The sequence below is a fragment of the Atlantibacter sp. RC6 genome (genome assembly GCF_014193285.1).
Taxonomy (GTDB): Bacteria; Pseudomonadota; Gammaproteobacteria; order Enterobacterales; family Enterobacteriaceae; genus Atlantibacter.
In genome coordinates this window covers 44,358-61,612 of the sequence record NZ_JACHZE010000011.1, presented here as the reverse complement: position 1 = coordinate 61,612, position 17,255 = coordinate 44,358, and the positions used below count along the sequence as shown (strand labels likewise).

The following is a 17,255-nucleotide window of genomic DNA, read 5'->3' as shown; positions in this document are numbered from 1 at the left end:
TCTCTCCCCTGGTTTATCCACTCTATGCAGGCATTAAGACAATTCAACCGCGCAAAAAATGACGCATTGCGCACTCTGAAATTAAAACTGCTTAATGCCTGGCTAAACGCCACGTTCCGTCCGCAGCCGTGGCAACCAGAAAAGGTTAAACGCGTTTTACTGTTACGTCTGGATGATAAAATCGGCGATATGATCGTGACGACCGGAACAGCTAAGCGGCTTGCCGACCACGGCTATGAGGTCTCCGTGCTGACCGGGAAAATATGCGCAAAGTTGCTCGAGCATTGTGATGCGGTAAAACAGACTTATCGCTATGAAAGACGCATGTCTTTACAACCGCTGCGGCAGCAACGTTTTGATGTTGTCATTGATTTTGATGACGTGTTTAGTCACGAAAGGCTTAATTTGCTTTATCGGCTGGCACCTCGCCATGTGATTGGGTTTAACAAACCCGGCTGTGCGCAATATACCCAGCAGATTGAATTACTGAACAGCGAAAAGCACATCACGGAACGGCACCGTAACGTCCTGTCTTTATTTAATCTGCCCGATGCGCCTTTTCAGTATTACCTGGGCAGCGATCCCAACGCGCTGGCCGCGCTTAGTCATTATTTAACTCGCCCTGCCGATGGCTGGCTTATTGCAATTAACCCTTTTACCGGCTCGGAAGATAAAGATTTCTCCCGGGAACAAGTGCAGGGGATCATTTCCTTTTTGAAACAGCGGTACGATGCGGTACGCGTTTTGCTTATTGGCCGCAGTGATAAACTGCAAAGTCTGGGTATTGCAGATGCTGAGTTCGTGCCTGACAGCACAATCAATACCGCCGTTGAAATAGTCAGACATGCCGATCTGGTCATTAGCCCGGACACCTCTATCGTGCATATGGCCTGTACATTTAACACGCCGCTGGTGGCGGTTTATAATACCCGGCGCCTGAAAGACACCGGGCTGGTGGGCTATAAGATTTGGGCGCCTAATTATCCGGGTGCCGTTCAACTGGTGACTGAGACGCCTGCAATTGGTGATATGCCCTTAGATATCTTATGCGATGCGGTAGATAAAAAGCTTACAGAACTCAAGCAGCAGCGCCATCAACCATAAGTTTAACTAATCCGAAACCGCTTGATTTAGAAAATCTCAATCGTGACATCGCGCACAAAACGTTACTCTTTCACCCTCATTTTCGGGGGTGCTCATGCTGCTTCATATTCTGTATTTAATTGGTATCACCGCTGAAGCCATGACCGGTGCGCTGGCAGCGGGCCGTCGTCGTATGGATACGTTTGGCGTTATCATCATCGCAACGGCCACCGCGCTTGGCGGAGGATCGGTAAGAGATATTTTGCTGGGCCACTACCCTTTAGGTTGGGTAAAAAACCCGGAATATGTTGTGATCGTCGCTGTCGCCGCGGTACTGACCACTATCGTCGCACCGGTTATGCCGCATTTACGCCGCCTGTTTTTAGTTCTCGACGCCCTCGGTTTAATCGTTTTCTCGATTATTGGCGCACAAATCGCGCTGGATATGGGCGAAGGCCCCATCATTGCCTCAATCGCCGCCGTGGTAACCGGCGTGTTTGGCGGTGTGCTGCGTGACATGTTCTGCAAGCGCATCCCGCTGGTGTTTCAAAAAGAGCTTTACGCGGGCGTCTCATTCGCCGCTGCGGTACTCTATATCGGGCTACAGCATTACATCTCTAACCAGGACGTCATTATCATCAGCACCCTGCTGTTTGGCTTTACGGCTCGGTTGCTGGCCCTGCGATTCAAACTTGGATTACCGGTGTTCCATTACAAACACTCCGCGCACTAGGTTCTCTGCGAAAGAAGTAGCCAGAGCCGTTACAACAGCGGCTCGCTATCCGCAATCGCTTTAATCCAACGCACTAAATCATGGATGCGTGTACTGTGCGATCCCTTAAACAGCACAACATCCCCTTCCTCGATTTGACGAATCAGTAATGGCCTTAACTCAGTGTGATTAATAACTAACGCGCCCTTTTTTTCAGGCAACAGAGCGTTCCAGCATTGTTGATAAGCTTCCCCTACCATAAAAACACGATCGATATGCGACTGATTCAGAATGGCAGCCAGCTCGGTATGATAGCGCTCAGAATGTCCACCCAGCTCCGCCATTTCCCCCAATACGGCAATGCGTCGTCCGGCGGATTCTATTTCGCTTACTCGTTCTAAGGCGGCTTTCATCGAGCCAGGGTTGGCGTTATAGGCATCGTCAATAACGGTGATCTGACGCCCTTTCACACGCAGCGACTTCTCTTCGCCCCTGCCCGCCAGCGCCCTGAATTGGCTAAGTTTTACCAGCGCCGGCCCGCAAGGAAGATTCAGCGCGTCCAGCGTGGCCAGTACCGCGAGGCTATTGAGCGCAATATGTTTACCGCCCGCGCCGAGCGTATATTCCAGTACCGAATCTTTGGCGCGAACCTTAACGCGCTGAAGCTTCGATTCATACTCCAGCAGTTGGACGTCGCAATCCGCATGTTCACCATAGGTGACAACCGTCAGTTTGCGCTTTAGAGCGGCCTGATAAACCGTATCCCACTCCTGCATATCGCGATTAAGTATTGCAATACTTCCCTCTGCCATGCCCAGAAAAATGGCGCTCTTGGTTACCGCGATATCACGCAGCGTATCCGTTTCACCTAAATGCGCAGGCTGGATGTTGGTAAAAATCGCCACATGCGGACGCGCCATCCGGGAACTGACCGCCATGCGTCCAATCGCCATCTCCAGCACGATATAGGGCGTATCCCAGGGCATAGACGCCAGGTTCCAGGCAACACCGCGCGGCAGGTTGGCATTATGGGCGCTCTGACGCACCGGCCCCCATGGCGTTAGCGCTTCGGTCAGCATCGCGACACAGGTCGTTTTCCCGGCGCTACCCGTCACGCCGATGATCTGGCCATTCATTCGATCGCGCGCGTAGCGCCCCATACCCAGCACCGCCTCAGTGGCGTCTGCAACCTGGATCACGGGAAGATTGACGTTATCCAGTAATTCCGGCGCGGTTGTCATAATGCAGGCTGGCAAAGAATGCATTTGCCTCACGGCATCTTCAGGCATCCCACATTTATCAAGCTCGGTACGCACCACAGCAATATTCCCTGGCTGCATAGCGGGTGCGTAAATTGATACCCCGGTGGCAGCCCAGTTTTCAGCCGGGGGGCGCAGCCATGTTCCTGATGCCGCCAGCGCAACCCGGTCAGCCGTCCAGAAGCCGTGCTCACGAGAATGAGTGGAAAGAGCAACATCGTCTGGCATTTTATCTTCTTCGCGCATGATTTGACCGTTAAGTGAAGCCGCTGAAATTATTGAGGTAACGGCCAGGTTGAGATGTATTTACCGGGTTTATTCTACACCTACAAGCATTAACCTTGTTATATGAGGCATACCGCGATCATTGCCGGCTAAACCCTGTGATCCGCTGGCGCGCCAGCGCATCGACAAGCGCGGCTATCTGCGGATGACGTATAAACGCCACCAGCTTACGCGCTCTTTCAGCGCCTACGCCGGGTAACTGCTGCCAGCTCAACTCATCCCGGTTTGCAACCTCATCCCAGTGACGATCGGGTAAATGCCTCAACGCAGCGGCAGGCAATGGCAGACCGAGCGATATTAACCACAGCCGGAAAGGCTGTTGGCGCACCAGATTAAAGCGATGCCACATCTCCAGGGCACGCTTTGCTGAAAAACCTGGCACGCCTTGCAATTGCTGATCGGTCAACTCAAGCCACGAGTACACGTGCTCAAAGTGAAAAGTGTCGACCAGTTGTTGCCAGCCAGCGTGGTTCAGCCCTGATATCGCCAGTACCCCAGACGAGCTTATCCAGACCAGCCGCGATAAAAACTGTTCATGGCAATCCAACGTGTAATAAAGGCAGCTTAACGCGTGGAAATGGCGCTGTTCGGGCGGCTGTGGTTTGTGCCGTTCAACTCCTCGCCAAATCACGTTTTTAATTTGTGGGATCCCCCGTCCAGCCAGGCTGACAAGGACACGATCGCCGGGTGCGATATCCCAGTCATGCCAGCGGCGAACGGAGCCAATATTGACCCGTTTTATCTGTTTATCGTCCACTGTTACTGACTCAAGTAGCGCCACCACGGAAATTTTGCCGCTACGCCCGACGGTAAAATCAATATCACGAACCTGAGTCGCCTGGGCTTCAGGATCGTATTTCCAGGCGATAAGCCAGTCTCCCTGCCCCGGTTGCCAGTTTTGCGCTTCCGGCTCCCGACTCTGCCGGACAACAACGCCATCGGTCACAAACGGCAGTGGACGGGTAAACCAGCGTTTGCGCCAGTTCTCGACCTCGCTAATATCCGCCACGGGCCATGACCATTGCTGGGCTAACGGGAACCCGCCCTCCGCCAGGCGTTGTAGCCGCTCAGGCATTGCTTTCGGTCCCCCAGGCCACCCCCAGATAAAAATGCCCAGCTCGCTCAGCAGAGGTGACGCGCCATGCCGTAGCATTGCTCCGGCGACTTTGGCTCGGGCGTTAAGGCCCCCTGAACGTTGCTGAATATGGTCAGGCTGGCGAAGAAAAATCTCACCGTGTAAAACGCTATTTGCCAGCAGACCGGTGGTGACTTTTGGGATGGAGGGAATCGCGTTGACTTTTTCAAGCCACGATTGCCCTTTTAACCCATCGCCCCGGCTGATGGCCTGGACCAGTTCGCCATTACGATAGACCAGCGTCACCGCCACGCCATCGACTTTCGGTTGAACCCACAGCGCCTCGCGGCCCTGCATCCAGGCAGCAAGACTGTGTTTATCTGCCGCTTTGCGCACCCCGGTATGCGCCACAGGATGCGCGATGTTTCCACCTTTTGCCGTTATCGCTTTTTCATGGCCGATAACGTGCGGAAAACACGCCTCCCATTGCAGCAATTGCGTACGCAAATCGTCATAGGTTTCGTCGGTAACCTGGCTCTCGCCCTGCTGCCAGTATGCGTTATCCCATTCTTTTATTTGCTGTTTCAGCGCGCTCATTTCCTGAATTGCACGCCCCTGCGTCCATTCCGGGCAGTCGCAATAGCCCATCGCCGAAAACAGCATCAGTATTATTAACGTCCATCCCTTCATAGCGCCTCCCTGAGTGATGCCAATGATATAAATCAGCGAGGGAGCCGCGTCATGCGGCAAAATGACGCTATGCGAGAACGCGTCCAGAGTATTTCAGGTCGATGAAGAATCGATGCAGGAAAGCGCGAGATTTCGCGCAAAAAGCAACGAAACCGAGGGAAAAGTGTGACGGGGGCTACGTCGTTGCGTCTCGGCGTGTATAATAAGCCGGTATACACTCTTCCTTTTGCATACCGAATCGTTAAGACACTCATGGCTCAAGGCACGCTTTATATTGTTTCCGCTCCCAGCGGCGCGGGAAAATCCAGCCTTATTCAGGCTTTATTGAAAACGCAACCGTTGTACGACACGCAAGTTTCTGTTTCACATACCACCCGTAATCCACGTCCGGGTGAAGTGCATGGCGAACATTACTTTTTTGTAAACCATGAAGAATTCAGAGCAATGATTGCCCGGGAAGCCTTTCTGGAGCATGCCGAAGTTTTCGGAAATTACTACGGTACTTCTCGCGAAACTATCGAGCAGGTGTTATCAACGGGCGTCAACGTGTTTCTGGATATCGACTGGCAAGGCGCGCAGCAAATTCGCCAGAAGATGCCCCAGGCGCGCAGCATTTTTATTCTGCCGCCGTCGAAGGATGAGCTGGACAGACGCTTGCGTGGCCGTGGCCAGGATAGCGAAGAGGTTATCGCAAAACGTATGGCTCAGGCCGTTGCTGAGATGAGTCATTACGCAGAGTATGATTATTTAATCATCAATGATGATTTCGATACGGCGCTGGCGGATTTAAAAACTATTCTGCGCGCCGAACGTCTGCGTATGAGCCGCCAGAAGCAGCGACATGACGCTTTAATCACCAAACTATTGGCAGACTGAAGATAGTTTCAGTATCATGCCCAGTCATTTCTTCATCTGTGGAGCTTTTTATATATGGCACGCGTAACTGTTCAGGACGCTGTAGAGAAAATTGGTAACCGTTTTGACCTGGTACTTGTCGCTGCGCGTCGCGCTCGTCAGATGCAGGTTGGCGGTAAAGATCCGCTGGTACCGGAAGAAAACGATAAGACGACTGTGATTGCGCTGCGCGAAATCGAAGAAGGCCTGATCACCAATCAGATCCTTGATGTTCGCGATCGTCAGGAGCAGCAGGAGCAGGAAGCCGCCGAACTGCAGGCTGTGACCGCTATCGCTGAAGGCCGTCGTTAATTAACCTGTCGGGTCGCCCTTGTATCTGTTTGAAAGCCTGAATCAACTGATTCAACACTACCTGCCGCCAGACCAGATTAAACGTCTGCAGCAGGCATACCTTGTTGCGCGTGATGCCCACGAGGGTCAAACACGCTCAAGCGGTGAACCCTATATCACCCATCCCGTCGCTGTCGCCTGCATTCTGGCCGAGATGAAACTCGACTACGAAACGCTAATGGCCGCGCTTCTGCATGATGTGATTGAAGATACCCCTGCGACTTACCAGGACATGGAGCAACTGTTTGGTAAAAGCGTTGCTGAACTGGTCGAAGGGGTATCCAAGCTTGATAAACTGAAGTTTCGCGATAAGAAAGAGGCGCAGGCTGAAAACTTTCGCAAGATGATTATGGCGATGGTGCAGGATATCCGCGTCATTCTCATCAAACTCGCTGACCGTACCCACAATATGCGCACGCTGGGCTCCTTACGCCCGGATAAACGGCGCCGCATCGCCCGGGAAACGCTGGAAATTTATAGCCCGCTGGCCCACCGCCTGGGTATTCATCACCTGAAAACCGAGCTGGAAGAGTTGGGTTTTGAGGCGCTCTATCCGAACCGTTATCGCGTGATTAAAGAAGTGGTGAAAGCCGCGCGCGGCAACCGTAAGGAAATGATCCAGAAAATTCTCGCGGAGATAGACGGCCGGTTGCAGGAAGCGGGAATTCCCTGCCGCGTGAGCGGTCGCGAAAAGCATCTCTACTCCATTTACTGCAAAATGGTGCTGAAAGAGCAGCGTTTTCACTCCATCATGGATATCTACGCTTTCCGCGTGATTGTCCATGATATGGATACTTGCTATCGCGTACTGGGCCAGATGCACAGTTTGTATAAACCGCGCCCGGGCCGTGTGAAAGATTACATCGCTATCCCCAAGGCGAACGGCTATCAATCCCTTCATACGTCAATGATTGGCCCGCACGGCGTGCCGGTTGAAGTGCAAATCCGCACCGAAGATATGGATCAGATGGCGGAAATGGGGGTGGCGGCGCACTGGGCTTATAAAGAGCACGGCGAAAGCAGCACCACCGCGCAAATCCGCGCCCAGCGCTGGATGCAAAGCCTGCTGGAACTTCAGCAGAGCGCGGGCAGCTCGTTTGAATTTATCGAGAGCGTAAAATCCGATCTGTTCCCGGATGAGATTTACGTTTTTACCCCGGAAGGGCGCATTGTCGAACTGCCGGCTGGCGCGACGCCAGTGGATTTCGCCTATGCGGTGCATACCGATATCGGCCATGCTTGCGTCGGCGCGCGCGTCGACCGTCAGCCTTATCCGCTATCGCAGTCGCTTTCCAGCGGCCAGACCGTAGAAATCATTACCGCGCCGGGTGCCCGTCCAAACGCCGCCTGGCTGAACTTTGTCGTGAGCTCTAAAGCGCGCGCGAAAATCCGCCAGATGTTGAAAAACCTCAAGCGTGACGATTCCGTCAGCCTGGGCCGCCGTCTGCTAAACCACGCGTTAGGCGGCAGTAAGAAACTGGCGGAAATCCCACCGGAAAACATTCAACGTGAACTCGATCGCATGAAGCTGGCGACGCTGGATGATCTGCTGGCGGAAATCGGTCTTGGCAACGCCATGAGCGTGGTTGTGGCTAAAAACCTGTTCCAGGGCGAAGCGTCTTCCGCGCCGCATCCTGCGGCATCCGGTCACAGTACGCTGCCAATCAAAGGCGCGGACGGCGTTCTGATTACCTTCGCCAAGTGTTGCCGCCCTATTCCAGGTGACCCGATTGTCGCGCACGTCAGCCCCGGCAAAGGCCTGGTTATCCATCACGAATCCTGCCGTAATATCCGTGGCTATCAAAAAGAGCCCGAGAAGTTTATGGCGGTGGAATGGGATAAAGAGACCGAGCAGGAATTTATCACCGAAATCAAGGTGGATATGTTCAATCATCAGGGCGCGCTGGCGAATCTGACTGCGGCCATCAACACTGCTGGTTCAAATATTCAGAGCCTGAACACCGAAGAGAAAGACGGGCGCGTCTATAGCGCGTTTATCCGTCTGACGGCGCGCGACCGCATCCAGCTGGCGAATATCATGCGTAAAATTCGCGTCATGCCTGATGTGATTAAAGTCACCCGTAACCGAAACTAACCTTATGAATCCACAGCGTTATGCGCGTATCCGCGAGATGCTCGCCAGGCGCCAGCCTGACCTGACGGTCTGCATGGAGCAGGTCCATAAGCCCCATAACGTTTCGGCGATTATTCGTACCGCCGACGCTGTCGGCGTGCATGAAGTGCATGCCGTATGGCCAGGCAGCCGGATGAGCACCATGGCCTCCTCCGCGGCGGGCAGCAATAGCTGGGTCGAGGTTAAAACCCATCGCACCATTCAGGACGCCGTCGGCCAGTTAAAAGGCCGCGGTATGCAAATTCTCGCCACGCATCTTTCTGATAAAGCAGTCGATTTCCGCGAAATCGATTATACCCGGCCAACCTGCATTCTGATGGGACAGGAAAAAACCGGCATCACAAAGCAGGCGCTTGAACTGGCGGACCAGGACATCATTATTCCGATGATCGGCATGGTGCAATCCCTGAACGTGTCGGTCGCCAGCGCGCTGATCCTCTATGAAGCGCAGCGCCAGCGCCAGAACGCCGGGATGTACCAGCGTGAAAACAGTACGCTTGCCGATGAAGAACAGCAGCGACTGCTGTTCGAAGGCGGTTATCCGGTGCTGGCAAAAGTCGCCAAACGCAAGGGGCTACCTTATCCGCGCGTGAACGAGTTCGGCGAGATTGAGGCCGATGAGGTCTGGTGGGCTACTATGCAGGCAGGAAATGAGCCCGCCCATCGCGCTATCAGGGACCTGGCGTAAATGAAAGGCCGCTTGCTCGACGCCGTGCCGCTTAGCGCTCTGACGGGCGTTGGGGCAAGCCAGAGCAGCAAGCTGGCGAAGATCGGCTTGCATACTGTTCAGGACTTGCTGCTCCATCTCCCCCTGCGTTACGAAGATCGCACCCAGCTGTACCCTATCAGCGAGCTGCTGCCGGGCATTTACGCCACGGTAGAAGGCGAAGTCCTGAACAGCAATATCACCTTTGGTGGGCGTCGCATGATGACCTGCCAGATTAGCGACGGTACCGGCATCCTGACGATGCGGTTTTTCAACTTTAACGCCGCGATGAAAAACAGCCTGGCGACCGGGCGGCGCGTATTGGCTTACGGGGAAGCGAAACGCGGGAAATACGGCGCAGAGATGATCCACCCGGAGTATCGCATTCAGGGCGAGCAGAGCGCGCCGGCGTTGCAGGAAACGCTCACCCCAGTCTATCCCACCACGGAAGGCGTAAAGCAAGCCACGTTGCGCAAACTCACCGATCAGGCGCTGGAGCTGTTAGATACCTGTGCCATCGCCGAACTTCTGCCGCCAGAACTTGCCCAGGGCATGATGAGCCTGCCGGAAGCGTTGCGCACGCTTCATCGCCCGCCGCCCACCCTGCAACTGGTGGATCTGGAAAGCGGTAAGCACCCCGCCCAGCATCGTCTGATCCTCGAAGAATTACTGGCCCATAACCTGAGTATGCTGGCATTGCGCGCTGGCGCGCAGCGCTACCACGCGCAGCCGCTTGCCGCTAATGACGCGCTTAAGCAGCAGTTGTTAGCCGCGTTGCCCTTTAGCCCGACCGGCGCGCAGCAGCGTGTGGTGGCGGAAATTGAGCACGATATGGCGTTGGATTTCCCCATGATGCGTCTGGTGCAGGGCGATGTGGGTTCCGGTAAAACGCTGGTCGCGGCGCTCGCGGCGTTACGCGCCATCGCTAACGGCAAACAGGTAGCGCTGATGGCCCCGACGGAACTGCTTGCTGAACAGCATGCCAGCAATTTTTCCGCCTGGTTTGAGCCGCTGGGGATCAAAGTCGGCTGGCTGGCGGGCAAACAAAAAGGCAAAGCGCGAATTGCGCAGCAGGACGCTATTGCCACCGGTCAGGTGCAGATGGTGGTGGGCACCCACGCGATTTTCCAGGAGCATGTTCAGTTTAATGGCCTGGCGCTGGTGATTATTGATGAACAACACCGCTTTGGGGTTCATCAACGGTTAGCGCTGTGGGAGAAAGGCCAGCAGCAGGGCTTCCATCCGCACCAGTTAATCATGACCGCCACGCCTATTCCACGCACGCTGGCGATGACGGCATATGCCGATCTTGATACCTCTGTGATTGACGAGTTACCCCCCGGACGTACCCCGGTCACCACCGTCGCCATCGCCGACACGCGGCGTGCCGATATTATTGAACGCGTGCGTAACGCCTGCATTCATGAAGGCCGCCAGGCTTACTGGGTCTGTACGCTGATTGAGGAATCCGATCTTCTTGAAGCGCAAGCCGCAGAAGCCACATGGGAAGAGTTAAAAGTCGCCCTGCCGGAATTGCAGGTTGGCCTGGTACACGGGCGGATGAAGCCGCAGGAAAAGCAGAGCGTGATGCAGGCATTCAAACAGGGAGAGCTGCACCTGTTAGTCGCCACTACGGTGATTGAGGTGGGCGTCGATGTGCCCAATGCCAGCCTGATGATCATCGAAAACCCGGAACGCCTGGGTCTTGCGCAACTTCACCAGTTGCGGGGCCGCGTCGGGCGCGGCGCGGTGGCCTCCCATTGCGTACTGCTTTATAAATCCCCGCTCTCTAAAACGGCGCAACTGCGCCTTCAGGTATTGCGTGATAGCAATGACGGCTTTGTGATTGCGCAAAAAGATCTGGAGATTCGTGGCCCGGGTGAATTATTGGGAACCCGGCAGACCGGCAATGCGGAATTTAAAGTCGCCGATTTGCTGCGCGATCAGGCCTTAATCCCGGAAGTTCAGCGCATCGCGCGTCATATTCACGATCGCTATCCCCAGCAGGCGGCAGCATTGATTGAACGTTGGATGCCGGAGACAGAAAAGTATTCCAACGCATAATTATTTTGTCGGCGTGAAATGGATCGATAGCATTAATCAATGCCTGTCATCTCTACCATTCCAATAATGTACAGCATTTTTAATTTCTTCCTTACACCATCAGCCCTATTATTATAGCGTTGCGTTATTACCATTAATTGATACGCAACACTTATATGTTTTTTTTCACTATATCTAAGCTCTATGTTTCACCATCGTTAGTTTTCCTCTTAATAAGAATAGTGTTCAGGCTGCAGACAAGCCTTTTTATTTAATCTCCGCAGGTTTCATCCGGACTAACAATATTTAAAAAGGCGGCAATATATCAATGTTTTAGATTACAAGGAGATAGTATGAAAAAAATATCCCGTATCGCCGCTGTAGCCGCATTGTTCGCTACCGCGTCGGCCTGGGCGGTTAACACATCTCAGGACACTTCTGCTGTTCTCACTATTACCGGTTCTGTCACACAACAAAATTCAGCGTGTGCGGTAAGCCTGACGAAAAGCAGTATTACTTTATCCAGCGACGTGTCAAACATTGTTACCCAGGGTGAAGACGCCACGTTTATTGAACCTGTCGCCGTAAGTATTACTGATGAATCCGGCAACTGGAGCCAGTCTTGCCAGCAGGCCATTGATCAGAACCAATTGGCGATAAGATTTACCGGTACGGCTGACAATAGCGAAGGCAGCGTATTAGCCAATATGGCCTCTACGGATGGCGCAGCAAGCGGCGTTGGCGTTGGGATCTTTAGCCAAGCTAAGCAGCCTATTAGCGTGAATACCGGGGTGATGAAACTCATGGATAGCAACAATGGAGGCATATTCGGCTTACAGCTGGTGAAATTAAAAAACCAAACGGTGACAACAGGAAAAGTTTCCAGTGTTGTCACCGTTGAGATTGTTCGTCTCTAAATTTGGCTCAAACGAGTTAAACGGATAAGTCATTACACAAGGAGTCAATTATGAATAAACGCATTATTTCCATGAATATGTCAGCGCTAATCCTGGCCGGTTTGTTTCATTGCGCAGTACAGGCGGAAGATGTCTCCGCGACATTGTCCATAACGGGACAAGTTACGCAAAATGACACTGTCCCCTGTTCGCTCTATTTAAATACGGACTACGTTCAGCTTATTGGCAAGACGGATACATTAATTAACCAGAACGACAATGCCACTGGCGGCGCTAATATTCAGATTAACATTGGCGGCAATTCCTATAGTAATGAATGTAAAACGCTCGCTGATGAAGGCAAACTCGCCTACAAATTTGTCGGCACGGCTGACGATGCGGACGGAACCGTTCTTGCCAATAGCGATGTCACTTATGGCGCGGCAAAAGGCGTCGGCGTTGGCGTATTTGTGGGTGACAGTGGCAACAACAAATTCCAGCCGTTACGGATCAACCATGACGTATTAACCGCTAAATCCTGGGGTAACACAATCGTGTTGCAGATGGTTAAGTTAAACGGCAAAGAAGTCACGGCAGGCAAAGTGCAAAGCGCGTTGACGATCCAGTTTGAGCGTCTTTGATCCCCGCTAAGCAGGCGACCATGGCGTCTCAGCATGCCAGCCTGATGTTAAAAAGGCCGTTTATTGTTTCTCCTGATTCAGTAAACGGCAATCAGCGCGTTTTAGCCGTTGTTTGCAGTCTCTTCTTCCTTCCCGCTGTAAAACCATCACAATTTTTTATGCATGCTACGCTGGCAAACGTTTGCTTTTACCAAACAGTCCGATAAAATTAGCGCCTTTCCACCCCACCCACCGTAATGGAATGATCGCTGATGTCCGTTAATGCCGTAGAGTCACAAGATGCGCAACCGATTGCGCAGACTCAGAACAGTGAATTAATTTATCGCCTTGATGATCGTCCGCCGCTACCGCAAACCTTATTCGCCGCTGGTCAGCATTTACTGGCGATGTTTGTCGCAGTGATCACCCCTGCGCTGTTGATTTGCCAGGCGCTCGGCTTACCCGCACAGGACACACAGCACATCATCAGTATGTCGCTGTTCGCCTCCGGCGTGGCGTCTCTTATCCAGATTAAAACCTGGGGACCGGTGGGCTCAGGCTTGTTGTCTATTCAGGGCACCAGCTTTAACTTCGTTTCTCCGCTGATCATGGGCGGCCTGGCGCTGAAAAACGGCGGCGCGGATATCCCGACCATGATGGCGGCGCTGTTCGGCACCCTGATGCTCGCCAGTTGTACTGAAATGCTGCTCTCCCGGGTTCTGCACCTGGCGCGGCGCATTATTACCCCGCTGGTCTCCGGCGTAGTGGTAATGATTATCGGCCTGTCGCTGATTCAGGTTGGTTTAACCTCTATCGGCGGCGGCTATGCCGCGATGAGCGATAAAACCTTCGGCGCGCCGATGAATCTGTTCCTGGCGGGCGTGGTGCTGGCGGTGATTATTCTGCTTAACCGCCAGCGTAATCCGTACCTGCGCGTTGCCTCGCTGGTGATTGCCATGGCGGTGGGTTACGTGGTGGCCTGGGCACTGGATATGCTGCCGCAAAATACCGCGCCGACCAACGATGCGCTGATTATGGTCCCGACGCCGCTCTATTACGGTCTGAGCATCGACTGGAACCTGCTGATCCCGCTGATGCTGATTTTTATGGTGACCTCCCTGGAAACCATCGGCGACATCACCGCCACCTCTGACGTGTCCGAACAGCCGGTCTCCGGCCCGCTGTATATGAAGCGTCTGAAAGGCGGCGTGCTGGCGAATGGTCTGAACTCGTTTGTGTCCGCCGTGTTTAATACCTTCCCGAACTCCTGCTTCGGTCAGAACAACGGCGTGATCCAACTGACCGGCGTAGCCAGCCGCTATGTGGGCTTTGTGGTGGCAATGATGCTGATCGCGCTGGGCCTGTTCCCGGCAGTGAGCGGTTTCGTGCAGCATATTCCTGAGCCGGTGCTGGGCGGCGCCACCATCGTGATGTTCGGCACCATTGCGGCATCCGGCGTGCGCATCGTTTCCCGCGAGCCGCTCAACCGCCGCGCGATCATGATTATCGCGCTGTCGTTAGCGGTGGGCATGGGCGTCTCCCAGCAGCCGCTGATCCTGCAATTTGCCCCGGAATGGCTGAAAAACCTGCTCTCCTCCGGCATTGCCGCAGGCGGCATTACGGCGATCATCCTGAATCTGATTTTCCCGCCGGAAAAAGTGTAATTCCCCACGGCGATAGCAGCGGATTGCTATCGCCGCCTCACCTTTCGCTCTCCCTGCCTTGAGCAATCGCCATAAATCGTGCATAACTCCATCATTGGCTATTCATCGGATGGAAGACAATGAAATTTCTTGGAAAGCTTATCGTTGCGCTGCTTGTCGCCGTTCTGGTCGCGATCCTGGGGCTGTATATTTTGCTACAGACCCGCTGGGGCGCAGGCTGGATAACCGACTGGGTGAACGCGCACAGCGATTACCACATCACGTTTGATGAGATGGATCACCGCTTTTCATCGCCATCGCACGTGCTGCTGAAAAACGTTACCTTTGGGCGCAACGGACAGCCTGCCACGTTAGTGGCGCAAAGTGTGGATATCGGCCTGAGCAGCCGGCAGATCACCGATCCTTTCCATGTTGACGCCATTATCCTGCGAGAAGGCACGTTAAATATTTCCCCGGATACCGCCTCGATCCCCTTCCAGGCCGACCGTTTACAGTTGAGCGATATGGCATTCAACAGCCCTAACAGCGCATGGAACCTGAGCGCCCAGCGGGTCAACGGTGGCCTTACGCCGTGGCTGCCAGAAGCCGGACGGATTCTGGGCAGCAAAGCCAGAATCGAACTCAGCGCCGGTTCGCTGACCCTGAACGGCATCCCGGCCAGCAACGTGCTGATTCAGGGCGACATCGATAACGATCAGGTGAATTTCACCACCCTCGGCGCAGACGTGGCACGCGGTTCGCTCACCGGTAACGCGCGCCGTAACGCCGACGGCGGCTGGCAGGTAGACAATTTGCGGCTGAGCGATATCCGCCTGCAAAGCGAGAAGAGCCTGGTCGATCTGCTGCGTCCCGTCACCAGTTTGCCGTCGCTGAAGCTGGGCCGGGTAGACGTCACCGATGCACGATTACAGGGCCCGAACTGGGCGGTAACCGATCTGGATATGACGCTGCGGGACATCACTTTCAGCAACAACGACTGGCTGAGCGAAGAGGGCAGACTCTCACTCAATGCCAGCGAGTTTATTTATAGTTCGCTGCATTTCTTCGACCCTATCGCCAACGCAAATTTATCCGGCAAAGGCGTGGAAATTAGCCAGCTGACGTCACGCTGGGAAGGCGGCATGATCCGCGCCCGTGGCGAGTGGACGCGCAGTGATAAAGGATTAACTCTGGACGACGTGGCGGTTGCCGGGCTGGAATACACGCTGCCGGAGGACTGGAAAAAACAGTGGATGACGCCGCTGCCGGAATGGTTGAACCGCGTAACGGTGACCAAATTCTCCGCCAGCCGCAACCTGATTATTGATATCGACCCGGCTTTCCCGTTCCAGTTAACGGCGCTGGACGGCTACGGCAATTTGTTGCAGCTGGTGCGTAACCGCCAGTGGGGCATCTGGAGCGGCAACGCCACGCTGAATGCCGCTGCCGCCACCTTTAATCGCGTGGATGTGCGCAGGCCGTCCATCGCGCTTAACGCCAACAGCAATAACATCACTATCAGCGAACTGAGCGCCTTTGCCGGAAAAGGGATGCTGGAAGCCACCGCCTCGATTGTGCAGCAACCGGAACGGCAAATCGCCGTAAGCCTGAATGGCCGGGCGGTGCCGGCGAACGTGCTGGAAAACTGGGGATGGCCGCAGGTGGCGATGCAAGGGGACGCCAATATGCGCCTCAGCGCCACGGGCCAGCTCAGTGCGGATCGGCCATTAAAACCTACGGTGAACGCGACGCTGACAATGACCGGCGCTAATGGCCAACAAATACAACAAACTATGCAGGCGGGCGTCGTAACGGGGATGCCATCACCGGCTGAACCGCCGTCAACACCCGAACAGCCGCAGGCGACACCCTTTCAGTAGCGCAACACCTTCACCGCCAGCCGGTGGTGAAGGGCTTATTCTTCTTCGTTGCCGCCCTCTTCCAGCGGCCCGAACGGTTTAGCGGGCAACACGATGTAAGTCCCTTCAAACACCGCACCCAGCGTATCGTCGCCAATCAGTTCAACCTGCAATTGCACCCGCGCTTTACGCCCGCGCGCCAGCCGGTCAAGGTCGCCGCTGAGCGAACCCAGATCGGCAATCGCGCCGGGGCGGCCGGTGATCGGCGCGCTGTAGCGGATATGCGCATCGGCCAAAATAATGGTGCCGCCAAGATGACGCTCGCGTAGCATCAGCCAAATCAATCCCCAGCCGGTCAGCGTGGCGAGAGAAAACAGGCTGCCGGCAAACAGCGTATGATGCGGATTCTGATTCCCCGCTTCCGGCATGGTAGTGACAAACTTCTGCCCGGTATATTGCAAAATGCGCACGCCCATCTTTTCACTGAGCGGAATATGCTGATACCAGGCCTGCTGAAGCTGCCCGCACCAGTCGGCGCGATGCAAAATATCATCCAGCGGCACAATGGGTTTAATCATTAAAAAGTGGCGCAGCGGGGTGGTTTGCGGCGTGGTGATTTCGCCCTGATTAACAAACCCCAACTTGGCGAAAAACTCGACGGCATCCTCGCGAGCGCTACAGGTCACGCGCTTCACGCCTTCCTGCCGGGCCACTGACTCCAGCGTCATCGCCACCAGCGTGCCCAGGCCTTTGTCCTGCACATTCGGGTCCACCGCCATAAAGCGGATAGAGGCTTCGTTGTCGGCATTGATATACAGCCTGCCCACGGCCACCGGTTTGCCGCTTTCATCCACCACCATTTGGTGATGCGCCAGCGCATCCCAGGCGTCCCGCTCGGAGCCTTTCGGTTGATGCAGGGGTTTACGCAACATTTCCCAGCGAAACTGATAGTAGCTTTCCAGCTCTTCTTCCGTTTGGGGTACGCGAAGATGATACATAGATGGA

At 54.5% G+C, this 17,255-nt stretch carries 14 protein-coding genes; 11 read left to right on the top strand and 3 right to left on the bottom strand.

Features of this window, described 5'->3' with window-relative positions; all coding sequences use genetic code 11:
- Positions 1-24 precede the first annotated feature (24 nt).
- Together FHW74_RS19610 and FHW74_RS19605 are read left to right on the top strand one after the other, a co-directional pair.
- Positions 25-1,104: a glycosyltransferase family 9 protein gene (locus FHW74_RS19610; protein ID WP_183172019.1), complete on the top strand. Its 1,080-nt coding sequence runs from the start codon at positions 25-27 to the stop codon at positions 1,102-1,104.
- A 94-nt stretch (positions 1,105-1,198) separates the two neighbouring features.
- Entirely contained in the window at positions 1,199-1,816 is a 618-nt protein-coding gene (locus tag FHW74_RS19605) for a trimeric intracellular cation channel family protein (RefSeq protein ID WP_183172018.1), read from the top strand.
- Positions 1,817-1,845: 29 nt separating this feature from the next.
- On the opposite strand, the gene murF is transcribed toward FHW74_RS19605, so the two are convergent.
- Together murF and ligB are read right to left on the bottom strand one after the other, a co-directional pair.
- A complete protein-coding gene (murF, locus tag FHW74_RS19600; RefSeq protein ID WP_183172017.1) occupies positions 1,846-3,282 on the bottom strand; it encodes a UDP-N-acetylmuramoyl-tripeptide--D-alanyl-D-alanine ligase in 1,437 nt (478 codons plus the stop codon).
- Positions 3,283-3,418: 136 nt separating this feature from the next.
- Positions 3,419-5,104, bottom strand: coding sequence for an NAD-dependent DNA ligase LigB (ligB, locus tag FHW74_RS19595; protein WP_183172016.1), 1,686 nt, complete (start codon positions 5,102-5,104; stop codon positions 3,419-3,421).
- 252 nt (positions 5,105-5,356) lie between these two features.
- On the opposite strand from ligB, the gene gmk reads away from it, so the two are divergent.
- The 9 genes from gmk (at position 5,357) to FHW74_RS19550 (ending at position 16,271) form a co-directional block, all read left to right on the top strand.
- Positions 5,357-5,980, top strand: a complete 624-nt coding sequence (gene gmk, locus FHW74_RS19590) for a guanylate kinase (protein ID WP_125295016.1) — start codon at positions 5,357-5,359, stop codon at positions 5,978-5,980.
- A 54-nt stretch (positions 5,981-6,034) separates the two neighbouring features.
- Entirely contained in the window at positions 6,035-6,310 is a 276-nt protein-coding gene (rpoZ, locus tag FHW74_RS19585; protein WP_002436668.1) for a DNA-directed RNA polymerase subunit omega, read from the top strand.
- Between the two features lie 19 nt (positions 6,311-6,329).
- Positions 6,330-8,444, top strand: a complete 2,115-nt coding sequence (gene spoT, locus FHW74_RS19580; RefSeq protein WP_183172015.1) for a bifunctional GTP diphosphokinase/guanosine-3',5'-bis pyrophosphate 3'-pyrophosphohydrolase — start codon at positions 6,330-6,332, stop codon at positions 8,442-8,444.
- Positions 8,445-8,448: 4 nt separating this feature from the next.
- The gene (gene trmH / locus FHW74_RS19575) at positions 8,449-9,171 is read left to right on the top strand and encodes a tRNA (guanosine(18)-2'-O)-methyltransferase TrmH (protein WP_183172014.1); all 723 of its coding nucleotides are present in this window, start codon (positions 8,449-8,451) and stop codon (positions 9,169-9,171) included.
- A complete protein-coding gene (gene recG / locus FHW74_RS19570; protein WP_183172013.1) occupies positions 9,172-11,253 on the top strand; it encodes an ATP-dependent DNA helicase RecG in 2,082 nt (693 codons plus the stop codon).
- A gap of 332 nt (positions 11,254-11,585) precedes the next feature.
- Positions 11,586-12,149, top strand: coding sequence for a fimbrial protein (locus tag FHW74_RS19565; protein WP_183172012.1), 564 nt, complete (start codon positions 11,586-11,588; stop codon positions 12,147-12,149).
- 50 nt (positions 12,150-12,199) lie between these two features.
- A complete protein-coding gene (locus FHW74_RS19560; RefSeq protein ID WP_183172011.1) occupies positions 12,200-12,769 on the top strand; it encodes a type 1 fimbrial protein in 570 nt (189 codons plus the stop codon).
- A gap of 251 nt (positions 12,770-13,020) precedes the next feature.
- A complete protein-coding gene (locus FHW74_RS19555) occupies positions 13,021-14,412 on the top strand; it encodes an NCS2 family protein (protein ID WP_183172010.1) in 1,392 nt (463 codons plus the stop codon).
- A gap of 119 nt (positions 14,413-14,531) precedes the next feature.
- A complete protein-coding gene (locus FHW74_RS19550) occupies positions 14,532-16,271 on the top strand; it encodes an AsmA family protein (RefSeq protein ID WP_183172009.1) in 1,740 nt (579 codons plus the stop codon).
- Between the two features lie 35 nt (positions 16,272-16,306).
- Here the strand turns inward: FHW74_RS19550 and fabY are convergent, their stop codons facing one another.
- Positions 16,307-17,248: a fatty acid biosynthesis protein FabY gene (fabY, locus tag FHW74_RS19545; RefSeq protein WP_161659533.1), complete on the bottom strand. Its 942-nt coding sequence runs from the start codon at positions 17,246-17,248 to the stop codon at positions 16,307-16,309.
- Positions 17,249-17,255 lie beyond the last annotated feature (7 nt).

What these genes read in the sequence shown, in the direction of transcription:
- FHW74_RS19610 (WP_183172019.1), top strand. Translation starts at nt 25, where the DNA reads ATGCAGGCATTAAGACAATTCAACCGCGCAAAAAATGACGCATTGCGC.
- trmH (WP_183172014.1), top strand. Translation starts at nt 8,449, where the DNA reads ATGAATCCACAGCGTTATGCGCGTATCCGCGAGATGCTCGCCAGGCGC.
- murF (WP_183172017.1), bottom strand. Translation starts at nt 3,282, where the DNA reads ATGCCAGACGATGTTGCTCTTTCCACTCATTCTCGTGAGCACGGCTTC.
- recG (WP_183172013.1), top strand. Translation starts at nt 9,172, where the DNA reads ATGAAAGGCCGCTTGCTCGACGCCGTGCCGCTTAGCGCTCTGACGGGC.
- FHW74_RS19605 (WP_183172018.1), top strand. Translation starts at nt 1,199, where the DNA reads ATGCTGCTTCATATTCTGTATTTAATTGGTATCACCGCTGAAGCCATG.
- ligB (WP_183172016.1), bottom strand. Translation starts at nt 5,104, where the DNA reads ATGAAGGGATGGACGTTAATAATACTGATGCTGTTTTCGGCGATGGGC.
- gmk (WP_125295016.1), top strand. Translation starts at nt 5,357, where the DNA reads ATGGCTCAAGGCACGCTTTATATTGTTTCCGCTCCCAGCGGCGCGGGA.
- FHW74_RS19555 (WP_183172010.1), top strand. Translation starts at nt 13,021, where the DNA reads ATGTCCGTTAATGCCGTAGAGTCACAAGATGCGCAACCGATTGCGCAG.
- FHW74_RS19550 (WP_183172009.1), top strand. Translation starts at nt 14,532, where the DNA reads ATGAAATTTCTTGGAAAGCTTATCGTTGCGCTGCTTGTCGCCGTTCTG.
- FHW74_RS19560 (WP_183172011.1), top strand. Translation starts at nt 12,200, where the DNA reads ATGAATAAACGCATTATTTCCATGAATATGTCAGCGCTAATCCTGGCC.
- rpoZ (WP_002436668.1), top strand. Translation starts at nt 6,035, where the DNA reads ATGGCACGCGTAACTGTTCAGGACGCTGTAGAGAAAATTGGTAACCGT.
- FHW74_RS19565 (WP_183172012.1), top strand. Translation starts at nt 11,586, where the DNA reads ATGAAAAAAATATCCCGTATCGCCGCTGTAGCCGCATTGTTCGCTACC.
- fabY (WP_161659533.1), bottom strand. Translation starts at nt 17,248, where the DNA reads ATGTATCATCTTCGCGTACCCCAAACGGAAGAAGAGCTGGAAAGCTAC.